The 17,505-nt window shown below is 43.1% G+C and carries 13 protein-coding genes; 7 read left to right on the top strand and 6 right to left on the bottom strand.

Annotation, left to right across the window (positions count from 1 at the left end):
* Positions 1 to 80: 80 nt before the first annotated feature.
* A complete protein-coding gene (locus A7D14_RS13150; RefSeq protein WP_067035378.1) occupies positions 81 to 1,181 on the bottom strand; it encodes an AI-2E family transporter in 1,101 nt (366 codons plus the stop codon).
* Positions 1,182 to 1,185: 4 nt separating this feature from the next.
* A complete protein-coding gene (locus tag A7D14_RS13145; protein WP_067035374.1) occupies positions 1,186 to 1,836 on the bottom strand; it encodes a DUF4159 domain-containing protein in 651 nt (216 codons plus the stop codon).
* Positions 1,837 to 1,875: 39 nt separating this feature from the next.
* On the opposite strand from A7D14_RS13145, the gene A7D14_RS13140 reads away from it, so the two are divergent.
* A complete protein-coding gene (locus A7D14_RS13140) occupies positions 1,876 to 2,652 on the top strand; it encodes a DUF1223 domain-containing protein (protein ID WP_083158097.1) in 777 nt (258 codons plus the stop codon).
* Here the strand turns inward: A7D14_RS13140 and A7D14_RS13135 are convergent.
* Both A7D14_RS13135 and tsaD read right to left on the bottom strand, forming a co-directional pair.
* Positions 2,649 to 3,353: a 16S rRNA (uracil(1498)-N(3))-methyltransferase gene (locus tag A7D14_RS13135; RefSeq protein ID WP_067035397.1), complete on the bottom strand. Its 705-nt coding sequence runs from the start codon at positions 3,351 to 3,353 to the stop codon at positions 2,649 to 2,651. The genes A7D14_RS13140 and A7D14_RS13135 overlap by 4 nt on opposite strands.
* Positions 3,354 to 3,372: 19 nt before the next feature.
* On the bottom strand, positions 3,373 to 4,428 hold the full coding sequence (gene tsaD, locus A7D14_RS13130) for a tRNA (adenosine(37)-N6)-threonylcarbamoyltransferase complex transferase subunit TsaD (RefSeq protein ID WP_409552689.1): 1,056 nt from the start codon (positions 4,426 to 4,428) through the stop codon (positions 3,373 to 3,375).
* Positions 4,429 to 4,531: 103 nt separating this feature from the next.
* On the opposite strand from tsaD, the gene A7D14_RS13125 reads away from it, so the two are divergent.
* The 4 genes from A7D14_RS13125 (at position 4,532) to A7D14_RS13110 (ending at position 12,002) form a co-directional block, all read left to right on the top strand.
* Positions 4,532 to 8,932 carry a translocation/assembly module TamB domain-containing protein gene (locus tag A7D14_RS13125; protein ID WP_067035368.1) on the top strand — a complete coding sequence of 1,467 codons (4,401 nt, stop codon included), beginning with the start codon at positions 4,532 to 4,534 and terminating at the stop codon, positions 8,930 to 8,932.
* A 135-nt stretch (positions 8,933 to 9,067) separates the two neighbouring features.
* A complete protein-coding gene (pfkA, locus tag A7D14_RS13120) occupies positions 9,068 to 10,054 on the top strand; it encodes a 6-phosphofructokinase (RefSeq protein ID WP_036384279.1) in 987 nt (328 codons plus the stop codon).
* 22 nt (positions 10,055 to 10,076) lie between these two features.
* A complete protein-coding gene (gene gap / locus A7D14_RS13115; RefSeq protein WP_067035365.1) occupies positions 10,077 to 11,078 on the top strand; it encodes a type I glyceraldehyde-3-phosphate dehydrogenase in 1,002 nt (333 codons plus the stop codon).
* A gap of 72 nt (positions 11,079 to 11,150) precedes the next feature.
* Positions 11,151 to 12,002 (top strand): N-acetylglucosamine kinase, encoded by an 852-nt coding sequence (locus A7D14_RS13110; RefSeq protein WP_067035363.1) that lies wholly within the window; start codon positions 11,151 to 11,153, stop codon positions 12,000 to 12,002.
* Here the strand turns inward: A7D14_RS13110 and A7D14_RS13105 are convergent.
* The gene (locus A7D14_RS13105) at positions 11,995 to 12,375 is read right to left on the bottom strand and encodes a RidA family protein (RefSeq protein WP_067035360.1); all 381 of its coding nucleotides are present in this window, start codon (positions 12,373 to 12,375) and stop codon (positions 11,995 to 11,997) included. The genes A7D14_RS13110 and A7D14_RS13105 overlap by 8 nt on opposite strands.
* Before the next feature lie 49 nt (positions 12,376 to 12,424).
* Positions 12,425 to 15,118, bottom strand: a complete 2,694-nt coding sequence (locus A7D14_RS13100; RefSeq protein ID WP_067035357.1) for a putative LPS assembly protein LptD — start codon at positions 15,116 to 15,118, stop codon at positions 12,425 to 12,427.
* Positions 15,119 to 15,249: 131 nt separating this feature from the next.
* Between A7D14_RS13100 and A7D14_RS13095 the strand changes: the two genes are divergently transcribed.
* Both A7D14_RS13095 and A7D14_RS13090 read left to right on the top strand, forming a co-directional pair.
* Positions 15,250 to 16,467 (top strand): N-acetylmuramoyl-L-alanine amidase, encoded by a 1,218-nt coding sequence (locus tag A7D14_RS13095; RefSeq protein WP_067035354.1) that lies wholly within the window; start codon positions 15,250 to 15,252, stop codon positions 16,465 to 16,467.
* A gap of 65 nt (positions 16,468 to 16,532) precedes the next feature.
* Entirely contained in the window at positions 16,533 to 17,504 is a 972-nt protein-coding gene (locus A7D14_RS13090) for an MlaD family protein (RefSeq protein WP_067035351.1), read from the top strand.
* The last annotated feature ends 1 nt before the right edge of the window (position 17,505 follow it).

The following is a 17,505-nucleotide window of genomic DNA, read 5'->3' as shown; positions in this document are numbered from 1 at the left end:
CTGACACGATGTCAGCATTCCAATTATTTTTTATAAAATCTTGTATACCAGTATTTAATAATAGTTTATTCAAACTAATACTATAAATTTTTGGTCAACTTTTTCACAAAGGAATTTTCGGCCAAAAACTCCTTTAAAACCACCTTTATGGCGGTATATCCGGGTACGGCCACGACCATTCCAACCACTCCAAAAAGCAATCCTGCAATAATGATGATAAGAAAGATTTCCAGAGGATGCGATTTTACACTTGTGGAAAAAATAAAGGGCTGGGAAAAGAAATTATCAATGAGCTGGCCAACCACCAAACCGATGAAAACATAGAGCGCTTTTGGCAAAATTACAGTGCTAAAATCCGCCCCCAAAAAGCTGGTCATGGTGAGGGTGATCATAATGGCTCCACCTATGATTGGACCTATGTACGGAATAATGTTGAAGAGTGCACAAAGGAAGGCAATCACTATGGCATTTTCCACCCCAACAATCAACAGTGAAATTGTATAAATTATAAAGAGGATGAACAGTTGGAGCAAGATCCCGGCAAAGTATCTTGAGAGCAATCCGTTGATTTTGTCGATGGATTTTACCAAGTTGCTTTCCTTGTTATCGGGTACAAAAGTGAGCATCCCGTTTTGAAAAAGTTTGCTGTCCTTCAAAAAGAAAAATGAGATAAAGAGTACCGAGAAAAAACCGATGCTGAAATTGCTCAGCGTATTTACAAAGGTATTGAGAAAGTTGGGTATAAATCCAAAGTTTAAATCTTTGATCATACTCTCTTCCAGTTGGGATTCCTTGATCAGGTTCTCCACATTTCCCGAAGTGGCACCAAAATATTCCAAAATTTGAATGTACAATGTGTTTATGTCGGCTTTTAAGGCCTCAATGTCCAAGAGGGATAAATTCCTGCTTTGCTCCGTGATCAATGGAATGAACAATGCCAATATCCCCAAAAAAATGGCCAGCATAAACACCATGGTCACCACTACGGCCACGGTATTGGGAAACCTCAGTTTATGTCTTAAAAACAATACTACCGGCCTGCCCAATAAAGCAATTACCACCGCTATGGCCAAATAGGCCAAAACAGACTGGATTTTGTATAGGAAATAGCACAAGAGCACCACACCGACTATAATGCTCACTGCCCTTAAAATTCCGTTGGCTATTGTTTTTGAAGTCATTATATCAACTTTTAAAAGCGTATTCCACAATATTGGCTCCCATTTGCAGGGCTTTTAACCGCACCTCTTCAGGGTCGTTGTGCACAGAGGGGTCTTCCCAACCATCACCAAGGTCACATTCAAAGGTGAACAAAAGAATCAACCTTCCTTTTTCAAAAATACCCATGGCCTGGGGTCTTTTGCCATCATGCTCATGGATTTTGGGAAGCCCATCCGGGAACTTAAATTTCTGATCAAAGATGGGATGATCCGCGCCCAATTCCTCCAACTGTTTTTCGGGAAATACTTTTTTCAGCTCCCTTTCCAGGTAAGGGGCCATGCCGTAATTGTCATCAATATGCAAAAAGCCACCGGAAAGCAAATAGGTCCTTAGGTTTTCCGCTTCCTCATCGGTAAAAAAAACATTTCCGTGCCCTGTCATGTGCAAAAACGGGTATTTAAAAATGGTGACACTGCCCGTTTCCACAGTTTCAGGTTCTGGAGTGATCCTTGTCCCCAGATTGGCATTGCAAAATTGAATGAGATTGGGCAATGCCGTGGGGTTGGAGTACCAATCACCACCACCGCCATATTTAAGGATGGCTATTTCCTGGGCATCCGCCATCGTCGTCATAAAAAAAGTTAAAATGTAGGTAAATAGGGTAAGTTGTCTCATGAAAATCCGATTAACCAACTAATCAAAAGTACAGTATTCATGTTTAAAAAGATCATGTTTTTCTCATTTGCCTTCTTTGGAATGTCACTTATGGCATTGTATACCGTTAAATATGAGAATGACCATATGTTGGAAATGGTCAATACTATTGACGGGCCATTTGTGGTGTTGGAACTTTTTACCTCACAGGGTTGTTCCAGTTGCCCTCCTGCCGATAGGGTATTGGAAAAGGTGAAGAAAGAGTTCCCTGAAACGGTTTTTGCCTTGTCCTATCATGTGGATTATTGGGATTATATTGGTTGGAAAGACCCTTTTGCCAAATCGAGCTACACCAAAAAACAAAGTAATTATAATAGAAAGTTTGGTTCACCCAACAATTACACCCCACAACTAGTGGTAAATGGCAAGGAACACTTTGTAGGGTCCAATCAATCCAAAGCCTATTCCAAAATAGGGTATTATACATCCCAAACCACAGAAAATTCAGTTGCAATTTTGGATACCCAAAGGTTAAGGGACAAAATTTCGTTTAAATATTCCACTACTGGGGATTTAAGCCATAAACTGCTTCGGGCCGTTTTAGTGATTGATGAGCACACTACCCAGGTTAAACGGGGAGAAAATAGAAATAGAACACTCAGAAACTCAAATATTGTGGTCAATGAACGCTATATTGATTTGGAAAGTCAAACCGGAAGTTCGTCCATTGCCATTCCAGCTTTGGTGACCCCAACCGATGATTTGACCCTGATGTTATTGATGGAATCGGAAAGTTTGGACATCACAGCCGCAGCCAAGATCCAAATAAACAACTAGCTATTGATAATGGCCACCGTTGCGCAAGCCACAACGGCAGCAGTCTCCGTGCGTAAACGGGTATTTCCCAAGGAAATGGGAACAAATCCCCTTTGCTTGGCCAAGTCAATCTCTTCTTTTGAGAAATCACCTTCCGGACCAATGAGAATGGTGATGTCCATGTCCGCAATGACCCTTCTTTTTAATTCCATTTTTTCACCATTGTTACAATGGCCGATGAACTTTAATCCCATATGCTCTCCTTCAATAAAGGTTTTTAGAGGGGTTGCTGGGTTGAGCTTGGGCAAAACGGTTTGCAGGGATTGTTTCATGGCGGATTGCAATACCCGTTCCATCCGCTCCAATTTTAAGGTCTTTCGTTCTGAATTATCACAGATGATGGGCGTGATTTCATCCACGCCAATTTCAGTGGCTTTTTCAAGGAACCATTCATAGCGGTCGTTCATTTTGGTGGGAGCCACGGCAAGATGTAGCTTGTACCGTTTGGGAATGGACTTTTGTGTAGAGATGATTCGCGCTTTGCATTTTTTTTGGTCCGCCACCATGATTTCCGCCTCAAACGTATACCCTTTTCCGTTGGTGATGTGCAGAATATCCCCTTCCTTTTTTCGCAATACCCGAGCAATATGTTTGCTCTCCTCTGGTGAAAAGACAAACTGTGTGGCACTGTGATCAAGGGAAGGGTTATAAAAGAGTTGCATGGATTCTAGTTCTATATGATTATTTGCTCCCAATGGCATAACGGGCCTTTGCGGCAACACTCTGGTCCGTAAAATCACCTTTCATAAATTTAAAATACCCCACAATGCCGATCATGGCAGCGTTGTCGGTACAATATTCAAATTTAGGGATATAGGTTGTCCAACCAAGGGTTTCCTCGGCTTCTTTTAATCTATTCCGAATTCCAGAGTTGGCCGCAACACCACCACCAATGGCAACTTGTTGAATACCTGTTTGTTCCACGGCAAGTTTCAGTTTATCCATCAAAACCTCCAAAATTGTAAATTGTACCGAAGCGCAGATATCATTGATGTTTTCTGAAACAAAATCGGGATTGTTTCTGGTCTCTCGCTGCAAAAAATACAGGATGCTCGTCTTTAACCCACTAAAACTGAAGTTGAGGCCATCCACTTTGGGTTTCGGAAAATCAAAGGCCAAAGGGTTGCCCTGTTGGGCATATTTGTCCACCAACGGGCCACCGGGATAGGGCAGTCCCATGAGTTTGGCACTTTTGTCAAAGGCCTCACCTACTGCATCATCCAGGGTTTCGCCCAAAACTTCCATCGTAAAATGGTCGGTGACCTTTACAATTTGGGTATGCCCCCCGCTTATGGTCATGGCCAAAAATGGGAATGTAGGCGCTGTTTGGGTTTCATCTTCAATAAAGTGGGCCAGAATATGGGCCTCCATGTGGTTTATCTCGATCAAAGGAATGTTTAGACCTAGGGCCAACGACTTGGCAAAGGAAGTGCCCACAAGTAATGAACCCATGAGTCCCGGGCCGCGCGTAAAGGCTATGGCGGATAGTTGTTTTTTGTCGATATTTGCCTTGGCCAAGGCTTGGTGTACCACAGGGACAATGTTTTGTTGATGGGCCCGCGATGCCAACTCTGGGACAACACCTCCATATTGCTTGTGGATTTCTTGTGTGGCCACCACATTGCTCAGTACTTTTGTATTGCAGAGAATTGCGGCGGACGTATCATCACATGATGATTCAATTGCAAGAATGTAATTTTTTGAATTTGCCACTGGTTTGGAACAAAAATTGGACATCAAAGGTAAAACATAAAGCCCTATCAAAAAACTTCGGAAAATACTGCTTCGTTTCCTATTGGCTATTTTGCTGATATTGGTATTGGGCTCTTTGATTTTATCCATGCCAGCGGTACAGACCAAAATAGCCAAATATGCCACGGAATCCATCAACAAGGAATTTGGCACCAATATTCAGATTGATATGGTCAGTCTATCCCTTTTTAATCTGAACGCAGGAATCAAGGGCATTTATATTGAAGATTACAAAAAAGACACCTTGGCTCATATCGATAAACTGACCACCTCAGTATTGAATATTAGGAATATGGTCAATGGCAAATTAGAGTTCGGGGATATTGAGATCGATGGTCTTTTCTTCAACCTGAAGACGTATGAGGGGGAATCCGATACCAATCTGGATGTTTTTGTTGCCAAACTGGACGATGGGAAACCCAGACCTCCAGGAACCCCACCTTTTTTTATGTCATCGGAAGGGATAGAGATCAATGAAGGACGGTTTATGCTCAGCGATGAAAACCTGGAGTCCGCAGAAGTGCTGAATTTTACCGATTTAAAAATAGTGGCCAACGATTTTCAAATTTTGGGGCCACAGGTCACTTTGAATATTGAGGACCTTTCCTTGGATGCGAAAAGAGGGCTTCGGCTTAAAAAATTGGCCACGGATTTTACCTATACCAAGCAGCAGATGCGGTTTGATTCATTGCTCATAGACACGGAGCAATCAGAACTTAAAGGGAATCTCGTTTTCAATTACAATCGTGAGGATTTTGCACAATTTGTGGACCGTGTTCAAATTGATGCCAATTTCACGGAATCTACGGTGGCCCTCAATGAGGTGAACGCATTTTACGATGAATTTGGGCAGGACAGGGTGGTCACCCTTACCGGTGATTTTGGAGGAGTACTCAATAAGTTAGAGGTTGACAATTTATTTCTTTACACGGACAACACGGGCGTGCGCGGTGATTTTGAGTTGGACAACATGTTCACGGATCAGGCACCGTTTGTGATTCGAGGTGATATTGACAATCTCACGTCCAGTTATTACCAATTACGAGCACTTTTGCCCAATATTTTGGGCAGGAACATCCCGGAATCCGTTCAGAAATTGGGACAATTTACCGTTCGCGGAGATGCAGAGGTAACCGAGACGTCCCTTGATGTAAAAGCCAATCTCAACACCGCAGTGGGGAGCAGTTATTTGGATGTGCAAATGACAAACCTCCAAGCAAAAGATGATGCTTCGTACATTGGTTTTATCTCACTTATAGATTTTGATCTGGGAGAATTTACCGGTGACGATGAACTGGGACTCACCTCTTTGGATATGAATGTTGAAGGAAAGGGTTTTGTTGCTGAAAATTTGAATACCGAGGTCATTGGAGAGGTATATAAAATACAGTTCAATGGGTATGAATACAACGACATTAAAATTTCAGGGATACTCAAAGATCAGTTGTTTGATGGCTCCTTGCTCTGCAACGATGAAAATTTCCGGTTCGATTTTAAGGGGTTGGCCGATTTTGGGGGTATTGAGAACAAGTTCAACTTTATTGCAGCGGTGGATTATGCCGATTTAAAGGAGCTCAATTTTATTGATGACAGCATTTCCATTTTCAAGGGGCATGTGAACATGGATATTGAAGGAAGTACCTTGGACGATATGGCAGGGCAAATGCGCTTTTCCAACACCACCTATCAAAACCAAAATTCCACCTACTATTTTGAGGATTTTTCGGTGTATTCCTCTTTTGACCAAGACACGGTCAGAACGGTGGAGATCAATTCTCCAGATATCATCACCGGATATGTAAGAGGAAAATTTAAAGTCAATGAAATTGGAAAATTGGTACAGAACTCGGTGGGGAGCATTTATACCAATTACAAACCCTATGAAATTTCGGAGGGGCAGCGTTTGGATTTCAATTTTAAGATATACAATAAGATTGTCGATGTCTTTTTCCCGGAAGTGGCCTTTGACCCCAATACTTTTATACGGGGCAACATTATTGCGGACGAAGGAGACTTTAAGCTCACCTTTAAATCGCCCAGTATTGAGGCCTTTGGAAACGAGTTTGATAATATTGAATTAAAGATTGACAATAAAAACCCCCTTTTCAACACCTATGTTTCTGTTGGCGATATGTCCACGCCCTATTATGATGTAAAGGATTTTAGCTTGATCAACACCACCTTGAAAGATACCCTGTTCTTTAGAACAGAGTTCAAAGGAGGCAGTGAATACAATGACAGCTACAACCTCAATTTCTATCACACGTTCAATGAGAATAATAGGTCCGTTATTGGGCTAAAGAAATCCGATGTTAGTTTTAAGGGCAACACCTGGATACTGAACAAAGATGGGAACAGCCAGAACAAGGTCATCATCAACAGAACGTTGGACAGCATTCGCATAGAGGATGTGGTGATGGACAATGACAACAGCGAGCAGATTCGCCTTAGGGGTGAGTTTGCCGATTCAACCTATAAAGATTTGGATCTTCAGTTTAAGATCGTTTCCCTGAACAAGATCACCCCTGCCATAGATAGTTTAAAACTAAATGGCTCTGTGGACGGTTTTCTCAATATTTTGCAGAAAGATGGAAAGTATTTGCCCACATCAAGCTTAAATATCAGCAATTTCACTGTCAACGACATTCGTTTGGGAGATTTGGAAGTTGGAATATTCGGAAACAATGACCTTACCCAGTTTGGGGTGAGCACATGGCTCAACGATAATGGAAAGGAGAAGATGAGCATAAATGGAAAGGTCACCAATATTAACAACAAGCAGGAACTGGATCTATCCGCAAATTTCACGGATTTTAATTTGGAACCGTTTGCCCCTTTGGGGGAGGATGTCATATCCAATATCAGGGGGAGCATCATTGGAAGCGCCAAGGTCACGGGAAGTGTCAATAACCCTTCCATTAACGGTTCGCTCAGTTTGGTAAATGCTGGGATTGGGATTCCCTACCTGAATGTGGATTATAATTTTGCACAGTATTCCCGTGTGCGTTTGTTTGATCAAACCTTCTATTTTGAGAACGTGGGACTTTCAGATGTTGTTGAAGGCACAACCGCCACCTTGGACGGCACCATTAGCCATACCGGTTTTGAGGATTGGTATCTGGGGCTGGATGTGGACACCAAGAACAATCGGTTTATGATCCTGAACACCGAGTTTAATGAAGAATCACTGTATTACGGTACAGGCTTTATCAACGGAACAGGGAGTATATATGGCCCAACCGATGCCCTTACCATTTCTGTGGATGCCACAACCGCCAGGGGGACGTCCCTAAAAATCCCTTTGAGCGATGTTACCAGTGTGGGCGATTATTCCTTTATCAATTTTATTGAAAAGGGAGAATCGGAATCCTTTACGGATGAGCGTGTATTGCAGGATTATCAAGGTTTGGAAATGGCCTTTGACTTGGCCGTGACCCCAGAGGCCGAGGTGGAGATCGTGGTGGACCAAAGCACGGGAAGCTCACTCAAAGGGACTGGAGAAGGAATTTTGCTGATAGAGATCAATACCAATGGGAAGTTCAATATGTATGGGGACTTCGTTGTGGTCACCGGGGAATACAACTTTAAGTATGGTGGGGTTATTGATAAAAAGTTCAAGGTGCGCCCGGGGGGCACCATTCTTTGGGAACGAGATCCCTTGGCTGCACAATTGAATTTGGAAGCGGTGTACTCCCTGAATGCCAATCCAGCACCGCTGCTGGACAATCCCGGGTATACGGGAAGAATTCCCACCGAGGTGGTGGTTCGTTTGAATGGGGAACTGGAGAGCCCCACCATTGATTTTGGCATTGATTTTCCAGGAACAAATTCAGTGGTACAGTCCGAGTTGGAATACAGATTACAGGATCCCACCGTAAAAGAGCGGAATGCTTTTTTCCTTTTGGCACAGGGAACTTTTGTGAACCCACAATCAGGCATCAACCAACAAGCGGTAACAGGGAACCTCATTCAAACGGCATCGGGCCTGCTCAATCAGATTTTGGCAGGGAACAATGATAAGTTCAATCTGGGGCTGTCCTATGAACAAGGCCTTATCGATCCCAATGCGGACATTCAAACCGAAAACAGGATAGGGGTCACCGTTTCCACACAGATATCAGACCGCATTCTGGTCAATGGTAGGGTAGGAGTTCCCGTTGGAGGCGTTTCAGAAACCGTGGTGGCGGGCGATGTTGAGGTTCAAGTATTGCTGAACGAGCAAGGAACCCTCAGTGCCAAGATTTTTAACCGGGAAAATCAAATACAGCAGTTCCTGGCCGAACGGCAGGGCTATACCCAAGGCTTGGGGCTTTCATACCAGGTCGATTTCAATAGTTTTAAGGAGTTGATGCAAAAAGTTTTCAATAAAAAAGAGGAAAAGGCAGCCCCCCAAAAACAGGAAGAACCTCAAGAGCCTGTGGAGACCATGGGGCAAGATAGTTTGATACGTTTTTTGCCCAAAAAAGAGTCGCCTCTTAAACAACCCTAGACAAGCATAATTTTTTTCACTGTTTTTGATGAAATTCTTACGAAAACGTTTGAAGTTTCAAGTGAAAACAAATAAATTATCAAGGCATTCATAAATTAAATAAAGTTTCCTAGTTTTGACCCTTTAAAATTTTGAATGGCCTCAGAAATTAAGAAAATAGGAGTTTTTACCTCCGGTGGAGACTCTCCAGGGATGAATGCGGCAATCCGCTCTGTTGTGCGTACATGCGCATATCTAAAAATTGAATGTGTAGGGATTTACAGAGGGTACCAAGGAATGATCGAAGGCGATTTCAAGACATTGGATGCCCGTAGTGTAAATAACATCATCAATAAAGGAGGGACAATCCTAAAATCTGCACGTTGCCAAGAGTTCCGTACAAAGGAAGGAAGAAAGAAAGCTTACGACCAATTAAAGAAAGAAGGTATTGATGCTTTTGTGGTCATTGGAGGAAACGGAAGTTTTGCAGGAGCCATGCTCTTTAATGAAGAATACGGTTTCCCCATTATGGGAATTCCAGGCACCATAGACAATGACATTTTGGGATCTTCATATACCATTGGTTTTGATACAGCCATCAATACGGTTGTTGATGCCATTGACAAGATTCGGGATACGGCCAGTTCGCACAACCGTTTGTTCTTCGTGGAAGTGATGGGTCGGGATGTGGGCCATATTGCCTTGAACGCTGGAGTTGGTGCCGGAGCCGAAGAAATATTGATTCCCGAACAAAATTTGGGACTGGAACGTTTGTTGGATTCCTTAAAACGCAGTAAAAAGTCTGGAAAATCATCCAGTATCGTTATTGTGGCCGAAGGTGACAAAACGGGTAAAAATGTATTCGAACTAAAAGAATATGTGGAGGAGCACCTACCCATTTACGATGTTAGGGTATCCGTGCTCGGCCATATGCAGCGAGGAGGAAACCCCAGTTGCTTTGACCGCGTTCTGGCCAGTAGGATGGGTGTAAAGGCCGTTGAGAGCTTATTGGAAGGTAAATCAAACTATATGGTGGGCATCCGCGATACCAAATTGGTGTTGACGCCCATCGCCGAAGCCATCAAGGCACATACAGAAATTGACGAAGAGCTCATCAGAGTTTCCGATATAATGACAACTTAATGTAAAAACTAAAAAAGAGAACATGTCAAATTTAAAAATAGGAATCAACGGATTCGGTAGGATTGGAAGGTTGGTATTTCGTGCAACCGTTAAAAGGGATAATGTGGATGTTGTGGCCATCAACGATTTGTTGGATGTGGAACATCTTGCGTATTTGTTGGAGTACGACTCTGTACATGGTAGGTTCGATGGGACTGTTGAAGTTAAAGACGGCCATCTCGTTGTAAATGGGAAAACCATCAGAATTACCGCGGAGCGCGACCCCAAAAACCTAAAATGGGATGAGGTAGGTGCCGATGTCGTTGCCGAATGTACCGGTATTTTCACCACTTTGGAAACTGCCCAATACCACATTGATGGTGGTGCCAAAAAAGTGGTTATCTCCGCTCCATCCAAGGATGCCCCCATGTTTGTAATGGGTGTTAACCATAAAGATGTAAAGGCAACGGACACTATTATTTCCAATGCTTCATGTACAACCAACTGCCTTGCCCCATTGGCAAAGGTATTGGATGATGAATTTGGTATCGAGGAAGGATTAATGACAACCGTTCATGCCACCACTGCAACACAAATGACCGTGGATGGTCCTTCAAGAAAAGATTATAGGGGTGGTAGAAGTGCACTTCTCAACATCATTCCTGCATCAACTGGTGCAGCCAAGGCCGTTACAAAAGTAATTCCAGCTCTGGAAGGAAAATTGACAGGGATGGCCTTTAGGGTGCCCACTGCCGATGTTTCTGTGGTTGACTTGACCGTTAGATTGGAAAAGGAAACCTCCTATGAAGAAATCAAGAAAGCATTCAAAAAAGCGGCAGATGGCGAGTTGGCCGGAATTTTGGGGTATACTGAAGAAGCAGTGGTTTCCCAAGATTTTGTTGGTGATGTCAGAACGAGCATTTTTGATGCCGGTGCTGGAATTGAACTGAATTCCAAGTTTTTCAAGGTTGTTTCTTGGTACGACAACGAAACTGGGTACTCCAATAAATTGGTCGACTTGGCTGTGCACGCTGCTAGCCTTTAATTTATTATCTTACTATACTATGTCCTGAAAGGGGGGCAACCCTCTTTCAGGATTCAATCTAAACACTGACGTATGATATTGATTGTGGATAGTGGCGCCACAAAATCCGATTGGATTGCCCTGGACGATAAGGGGGAACAACTGTTTCTTACCCAGACTTTGGGACTTAGTCCCGAGGTGCTTACCCGTGAGGTGATCGAAGATCGTTTGGCCAACAATTTTGAGCTTTCAAAGAACAAGGCAGATGTTCGTCAGTTGTATTTCTATGGTGCTGGATGCGGAACGGACAGAATGAAGAATTTCTTGAAGGAAATCTTCAAGGACTTTTTCCCAAACGCCAAGACGGAGGTTCGTGAAGATACCTATGCGGCCATCTATTCCACAACCAAGATTGGTCGTCAAGGTATTGTTTGCATTTTGGGTACAGGTTCTAACTGTAGCTATTATGATGGCCACCAATTGTTTCAAAAAGTGACGTCCTTGGGCTATATTTTAATGGACGATGGCAGCGGTAATTTCTTCGGAAGAAAACTGCTGCGGGATTATTATTTCCATAAGATGCCGCAAGATTTGGGCATTAAGTTTGCCAAGGAATATAACCTTGATGCGGATGTCATCAAGGAAAACCTATACAAACAGCCCAATCCAAACACCTATTTGGCCACTTTTGCCCGTTTTATCATTGAAAATAAGGAACACCCCTACTGCAAAGGGGTCATAGAAAAGGGGCTACAGCAGTTTGTGAACAACTATATCATGCAATTTGAGCTCGCCACAAAAGTCCCAATAAGCTTTGTGGGCAGTATTGCCCATTTTTTACAAGATGAGCTAACGGCCTGTTTGGAGCGAAATGATTTGATTTTGGGTGTCATTCGCAGAAGACCCATAGAAGGGCTGGTGGAGTTTCACAAAGAAACTATTTAACCGCGATCATAGAAATCTCCACATTCACGAACTTGGGAAGGTTCGCTACCTCTACTGTTTCCCTGGCAGGTGCGGTCTCCGGGTCAAAATAAGTACTGTACACCTCATTTATTTGTGAGAACTGGTTCATGTCCTTAATAAAAATTGAGGTCTTTACCACATTCTCAAAAGTCATGTCAGCAGCTTCCAAAATGGCCTTCAGGTTTTCCAAGGATTGTTTGGTCTCTGTTTTTACATCTCCTTTTACCAGCTCCCCTGTTGCCGGGTCAAGGGCAATTTGCCCCGAAATATATAAGGTATCCTTGATAAGGACCGCTTGATTGTAGGGGCCTATTGGGTCGGGTGCTTTGCTGGTATTGACTATTTTTTTCATAGTTATGGTTTTTATCCTTTAGGTGAGGTGTATGTGAAGGTATTCAAAATTATCGCCTGCCACTAAAAGGTTGGCTTCTATTTTCCCATTTCAGGTCACTGAGTATGGAACTCTTTATTCCAATAAAGAAATACCACCGTTCGAAACGTCCAAAGGGAGTCCAATCAAAACTGAGCCTAAAACTGTTCAGGTCACGCTTAAAATTAAAACGGGTGTCGGCGAATCCCTTGTTCTTCAAATCATACCCAGAATTGAAACCAACCTCCCATTTAGGGGAAAGCTGGATGTTTCCGGTAAACATTAAGGAATGGTTGGTGATTTCTTTCTCGCGATTTCTATTGCTATAGGTAGCCACATAGGTCAGTCGCATATCCCATGGGATTTTTGTCCCATAAACAGGGTTCTCTTCACCCGAGCCCTCTTGGCCATCGCGTTGAAAATGGGGCTGACCATCCTCGGCACCTCTTAGTTCAAAGGGGTTGGCACCATAATCGGTATCCTGTGCGGCTTGATCATCTGACTTCTTTTTGCCCCCTTTTTTGAACATTTCACTGTCAATGGAAAAACCCGTGTTCAACCGGGCTGAGGTAAGCCGGGCCAACCCACCTCCATTCTTAATGTTCAAGGTGTTTATCCGTCTGCCGTTGTTGTCGATGGCATAGGGATCAAAGGTAGCGGAGAAGTTTATGGGGACGTTTTTGATTATTTCTGTGGCCCCACTCATGTTGATAGGGCTCAATTTTAGGGAATCTGCTTCAAAATTGTAACTGGTTGAAAAGGTCAGGTTGCTTAAGATGCTTACTTTTTTGGGTTCCGTGGCGGTGGAATCCTTATCACGTACCTTCGCCTCAAGCGTATTCTGCAAGGAAAAGTTAAGGGAGCTTCCCCGTGTCAAGGATGGACGCCCATAGATACTGGTCTCAAAAGGGGTGTATTGCACATCTTCCCCATCCTCATCGGTATAGGTTTCATAAAATTGCTCAAAGGAAGGGGTGTAGCTATACCCAATGGAAGGCCGCATTACATGGCGTATGGCCTGGATTTTTTTGTCCTCACCAAAATTGAAGGTACCGTAGACAACGGTTCCCAAACTTGCCCCTAAGTTATATCGGTTGAACCTATCAAACCCAGGAATGGTATCGGTGACCACCGCTTCTTGATCAGCATCATACCTACGGCGCAGGGTTTCCAAGGTCCAAACATCTTCATAACTACCATTTAAACTTACGCTGAGGTATTTTGCCACTTTAAAGTTCGTGCCGATTGGAATCCGATGTCGGGCTCCAACACGGGCATCCTCGAACATTTTACTGGTAAAAAAATCCTCTTCGGTTGTGGTAATGCTGTTTTGTGCGTTTACATCATATTGAAAGTTGATGTTCTGTATAATCCCTTTTTTAATCCCGTCCCTTTTGGCAAATGGGAAAATTCGCTCCATACTGGCTTGTAGGGTAGGCAATGACATGTTGATGGACTGTGTTCTGGAGTTTTGGGTATGGCTCAGGGTTAAACTCGCATTTACCGATGGATAGGCCGGAAACGTTTTGGAATAACTTATGGATGAAGCAAAAGTGTTCGTCTGCGAATTATTCCGGTTGACCTGATTGAGCGAGTTGGTATAGTACTGACTGCTACCCAGGTTCACTGAAGCGGAAAAGCGGGAATAGGGACTTGCCTTAGTGTCTTGTGAGTGGGATATTCTGATATTGTAGTTGCTCGTTCGGCTAAAATCATCAAACCCCTTTTGGCTTCGGATGAGGTTCTCGTAACTCAAATTAACATTCCCCCTAAATTTATAGCGTTTGGCATATATGGACTGTGCACGGAAGCCGTAGCTGCCATTGGTATAAAAATCACCCATGACACTTAAATCCACATTGTCGTTTATGGGCAGATAATACCCTCCATTTTGCAAAAAATAGCCACGTTGGGGGTCATTGCCAAATGTTGGGAAAATAAGCCCGGCCACTCGCCCCGTGGTCAATGGAAAATAGGCAAACGGTAAAGCAACGGGAGTGGGAACATCCACAATATACATATTGCTAAAACCGGCAATGATTTTCTTTTTGGGCACAAACTTGGCTTTGCGCACCCTAATGTAATAATCGGGATTCGCCGTATCCTTTGAGGTGGTCAATTTCCCTTCGTGTAAAAAATAGACCGAATCGTTTTCCTTTTTGGTAATTTCGGCATAAACGTTCATGGCATCGCTGCCCAATGGCCCTATGCCTGCCTGTTGTTCCGTTCTGGAGTTCCAGATGAGCGCTTTTTGGGTGTCAAAATTAAAGCGAATGGAATCCGGTCTAACCTCATTGTCACCTTGTTTGAAGAAGGGCAACTGTGTAAAATTGCCTTCCTCATCTTTTATCCGTCCGGCGTACACTTCATTCTTCACATAATCCATTACAATGATGCCTGCCTTGAGCTCGGTATCTTGATAATAGATCTCGGCTTCATCGTACAGATAGATCTTATTGTCTTTTTGGCTCAATCGTACATAATCCTTGGCCTTATATTTAATTTTATCCAGCAGCAGCGGTTGGTTGCCTTGCACAGAATCCACAGCTACAGAATCCACGGAAATGGAATCATTAAGGATGTTGGCCGGCATCAACGGAGCGGTAATGCTATCCTGTACAGCTTTGATGGGCAAAGGCGTAATAGGGTCTTCCTGAGCTGTTATGGTATGGCTGCCGCAAAGAAGAACAAATAGGAAAACTAAAAGATGTTTGTTTGATTGCAACGTGATAAATCCTATTTTTGTGCTGGGTTGGCTCAGTTTTTGTGCTCAAACTTACATATATTTTTTGTTCCGCTTATTGGGGATTACGATATTTTTAACCAATATTGGGGCACTATAAATAAACAGTTCTTATGAATAAAAGTTGGATTACATTTTTCGTTTTATTATTCATAACCCCAATACTGATTTCGTTTACCATTACTGATTTACAAAAAACACCCAATGATAAATTCATTGTGGTTCTTGATGCTGGACATGGCGGACATGATCCGGGCAATATAGGTAATGGGTATTTAGAAAAGGATATTGCCCTAAACGTAGTGCTCGAAGCTGGTAAGGAATTGGAAAAGGACCCCTCCATCAAAGTCCTTTATACCAGAAATGATGATACTTTCGTGGATCTCTTCAAAAGAGGGGAGATTGCCAATCAGGCCAATGCAGATCTGTTTGTGTCCGTACATTGCAACTCCCACAATTCCGATGCCAATGGCGCGGAAACCTTTGTTCTGGGACTGCATGCCAATCAGCGTAATTTTGAAGTGGCCAAAAAAGAGAACTCCGTAATTTATCTGGAGGATGATTATGCACAGCGTTATGCGGAGTACGATATCAATTCTCCAGAGTCCATCATTGGCCTGACCATTATGCAGGAAGAATTTTTGGACCAGAGCATTCTTTTGGGCAAGAAGCTTCAGGACAACTTTACCAAAAGGCTAAAAAGAAAGGATAGAAAGGTAAAACAGGCTGGTTTCATTGTATTGCACCAAACCTTCATGCCCAGTGTTTTGGTTGAGACCGGCTTTTTGACCAACAAAAGTGAGGGAGGTTATCTAAACTCCAAAAATGGCCAACGTGAGATGGGCAAGGCCATTGCAGATGCCATTTTAGCCTATAAGTCGGAAATCAATACCGGTGTCAATACCAGTACAGTCTCCACTGAAATAGAAGATGCCGAGGTTGCAGTCAATATTCCGGAGGAAACCAAGAGTGAAGGAACACCCCCCGATAAAGCCGAAGAAACTCCCAAAAAGGAAGAAACAATTGTTTCATCCACCCCAAAAGAAGAAACTACGCCACCTGTTGTATCAACAAATTCGGGAGTGGTTTTTAAGGTACAGCTTTTGGCAAGTGCCAAGAGTATTCCCTTAAAAGGAGAGAACTTTAACGGGTTGGGTGAATTGTCCAGGGAGCCGTATAAAAACCTTTACAGATACATGTATGGCAATGCCAATACATTGGATGATGCAAAAAAGCTCAAGGCCAACGCAGACGCCAAAGGCTACACAACCTCATATATTGTGGCCTATAAAGATGGTAAGCGAGTGCCTTTGTCACAAGCAACCAACTAGATGAACATCTTTGACAGCCTTGTCAAAATTATTCCTAATTTTGTTTGAACCATAAACCGAATCCTTTGAAGCTATCCAGGGAAGTAAAAACCGGGGTTATTGTACTTGTAGGAATTTTGGCCTTTATTTTTGGGCTGAGCTATTTAAAATCCTCCCCACTTTTCGAAAACAATAAAACTTTTTATGCCGTGTACGAGAATGTGGGCGGTTTACAACCAGGAACACAAGTATCCATAAATGGATATAATGTTGGGAATGTCACCAGTATTGGCTTTAAGGATAGTTCCGGAAAGTTGTTGGTGGCCTTTACTGTGAGCAATGAATTTGATTTTTCCCAAAACAGTATCGCCGAGCTTTTTGACACCGGTATCATTGGAGGGAAGGGAATTCAGATCGTTCCTGTTTTTGATGGGGCCCCCAACGCAAAATCAGGGGATACCTTACAATCCAAGATAAAACCGGGTATCACCGAGCTGGTACAGCAAAAGCTCACCCCATTGCAAATGAAGGTGGAAGGGGCGGTTTCCAATGCAGACACCCTGTTGATGAACGTTAATCAGATATTGGACGATCCCACAAAAAAACAACTGAAGGAAACCATTGTGTCATTGAACCAATTGGTAAAAGCGTTTAAGGGCAGTGCCGATAAAATAAATGTATTGTTGGAGAACAATCAGGAACAATTGGACAGTTCCCTCAAAAATGTAAGCAAGATCACCTCCAATTTTTCAAAACTCTCCGATTCCTTGGCGAGCGTGGATTTGGCAGGAACCCTGACCAATTTCCAGACCACCGTGGATAAATTGAACGCCATACTCGGAAAAATTGAGAAAGGTGAAGGGTCTTTGGGCAAACTGCACCAAGATGATGCCCTGTACAACAATTTGTCAGCAGCTTCAAGGGAGTTGGACCTCCTGTTGCAGGATTTCAGGCTCAATCCCAAGAGGTACGTCAATGTATCCGTTTTTGGAAAAAAGCAAAAGGAATATACCCTTCCGGAAAATGATCCTGCCGATTCAACCCAGACCCAGAACTAGC

This window comes from Allomuricauda sp. CP2A (genome assembly GCF_001683915.1).
GTDB lineage: Bacteria > Bacteroidota > Bacteroidia > Flavobacteriales > Flavobacteriaceae > Flagellimonas.
This window is presented reverse-complemented; position numbering and strand designations above follow the sequence as displayed.

Coding starts and splice junctions, on each gene's coding strand:
- A7D14_RS13095 (WP_067035354.1), top strand. CDS start 15,250: ATGAATAAAAGTTGGATTACATTTTTCGTTTTATTATTCATAACCCCA.
- A7D14_RS13105 (WP_067035360.1), bottom strand. CDS start 12,375: ATGAAAAAAATAGTCAATACCAGCAAAGCACCCGACCCAATAGGCCCC.
- A7D14_RS13125 (WP_067035368.1), top strand. CDS start 4,532: ATGCCAGCGGTACAGACCAAAATAGCCAAATATGCCACGGAATCCATC.
- pfkA (WP_036384279.1), top strand. CDS start 9,068: ATGGCCTCAGAAATTAAGAAAATAGGAGTTTTTACCTCCGGTGGAGAC.
- A7D14_RS13150 (WP_067035378.1), bottom strand. CDS start 1,181: ATGACTTCAAAAACAATAGCCAACGGAATTTTAAGGGCAGTGAGCATT.
- A7D14_RS13110 (WP_067035363.1), top strand. CDS start 11,151: ATGATATTGATTGTGGATAGTGGCGCCACAAAATCCGATTGGATTGCC.
- gap (WP_067035365.1), top strand. CDS start 10,077: ATGTCAAATTTAAAAATAGGAATCAACGGATTCGGTAGGATTGGAAGG.
- A7D14_RS13135 (WP_067035397.1), bottom strand. CDS start 3,353: ATGCAACTCTTTTATAACCCTTCCCTTGATCACAGTGCCACACAGTTT.
- A7D14_RS13140 (WP_083158097.1), top strand. CDS start 1,876: ATGTTTAAAAAGATCATGTTTTTCTCATTTGCCTTCTTTGGAATGTCA.
- tsaD (WP_409552689.1), bottom strand. CDS start 4,428: ATGTCCAATTTTTGTTCCAAACCAGTGGCAAATTCAAAAAATTACATT.
- A7D14_RS13145 (WP_067035374.1), bottom strand. CDS start 1,836: ATGAGACAACTTACCCTATTTACCTACATTTTAACTTTTTTTATGACG.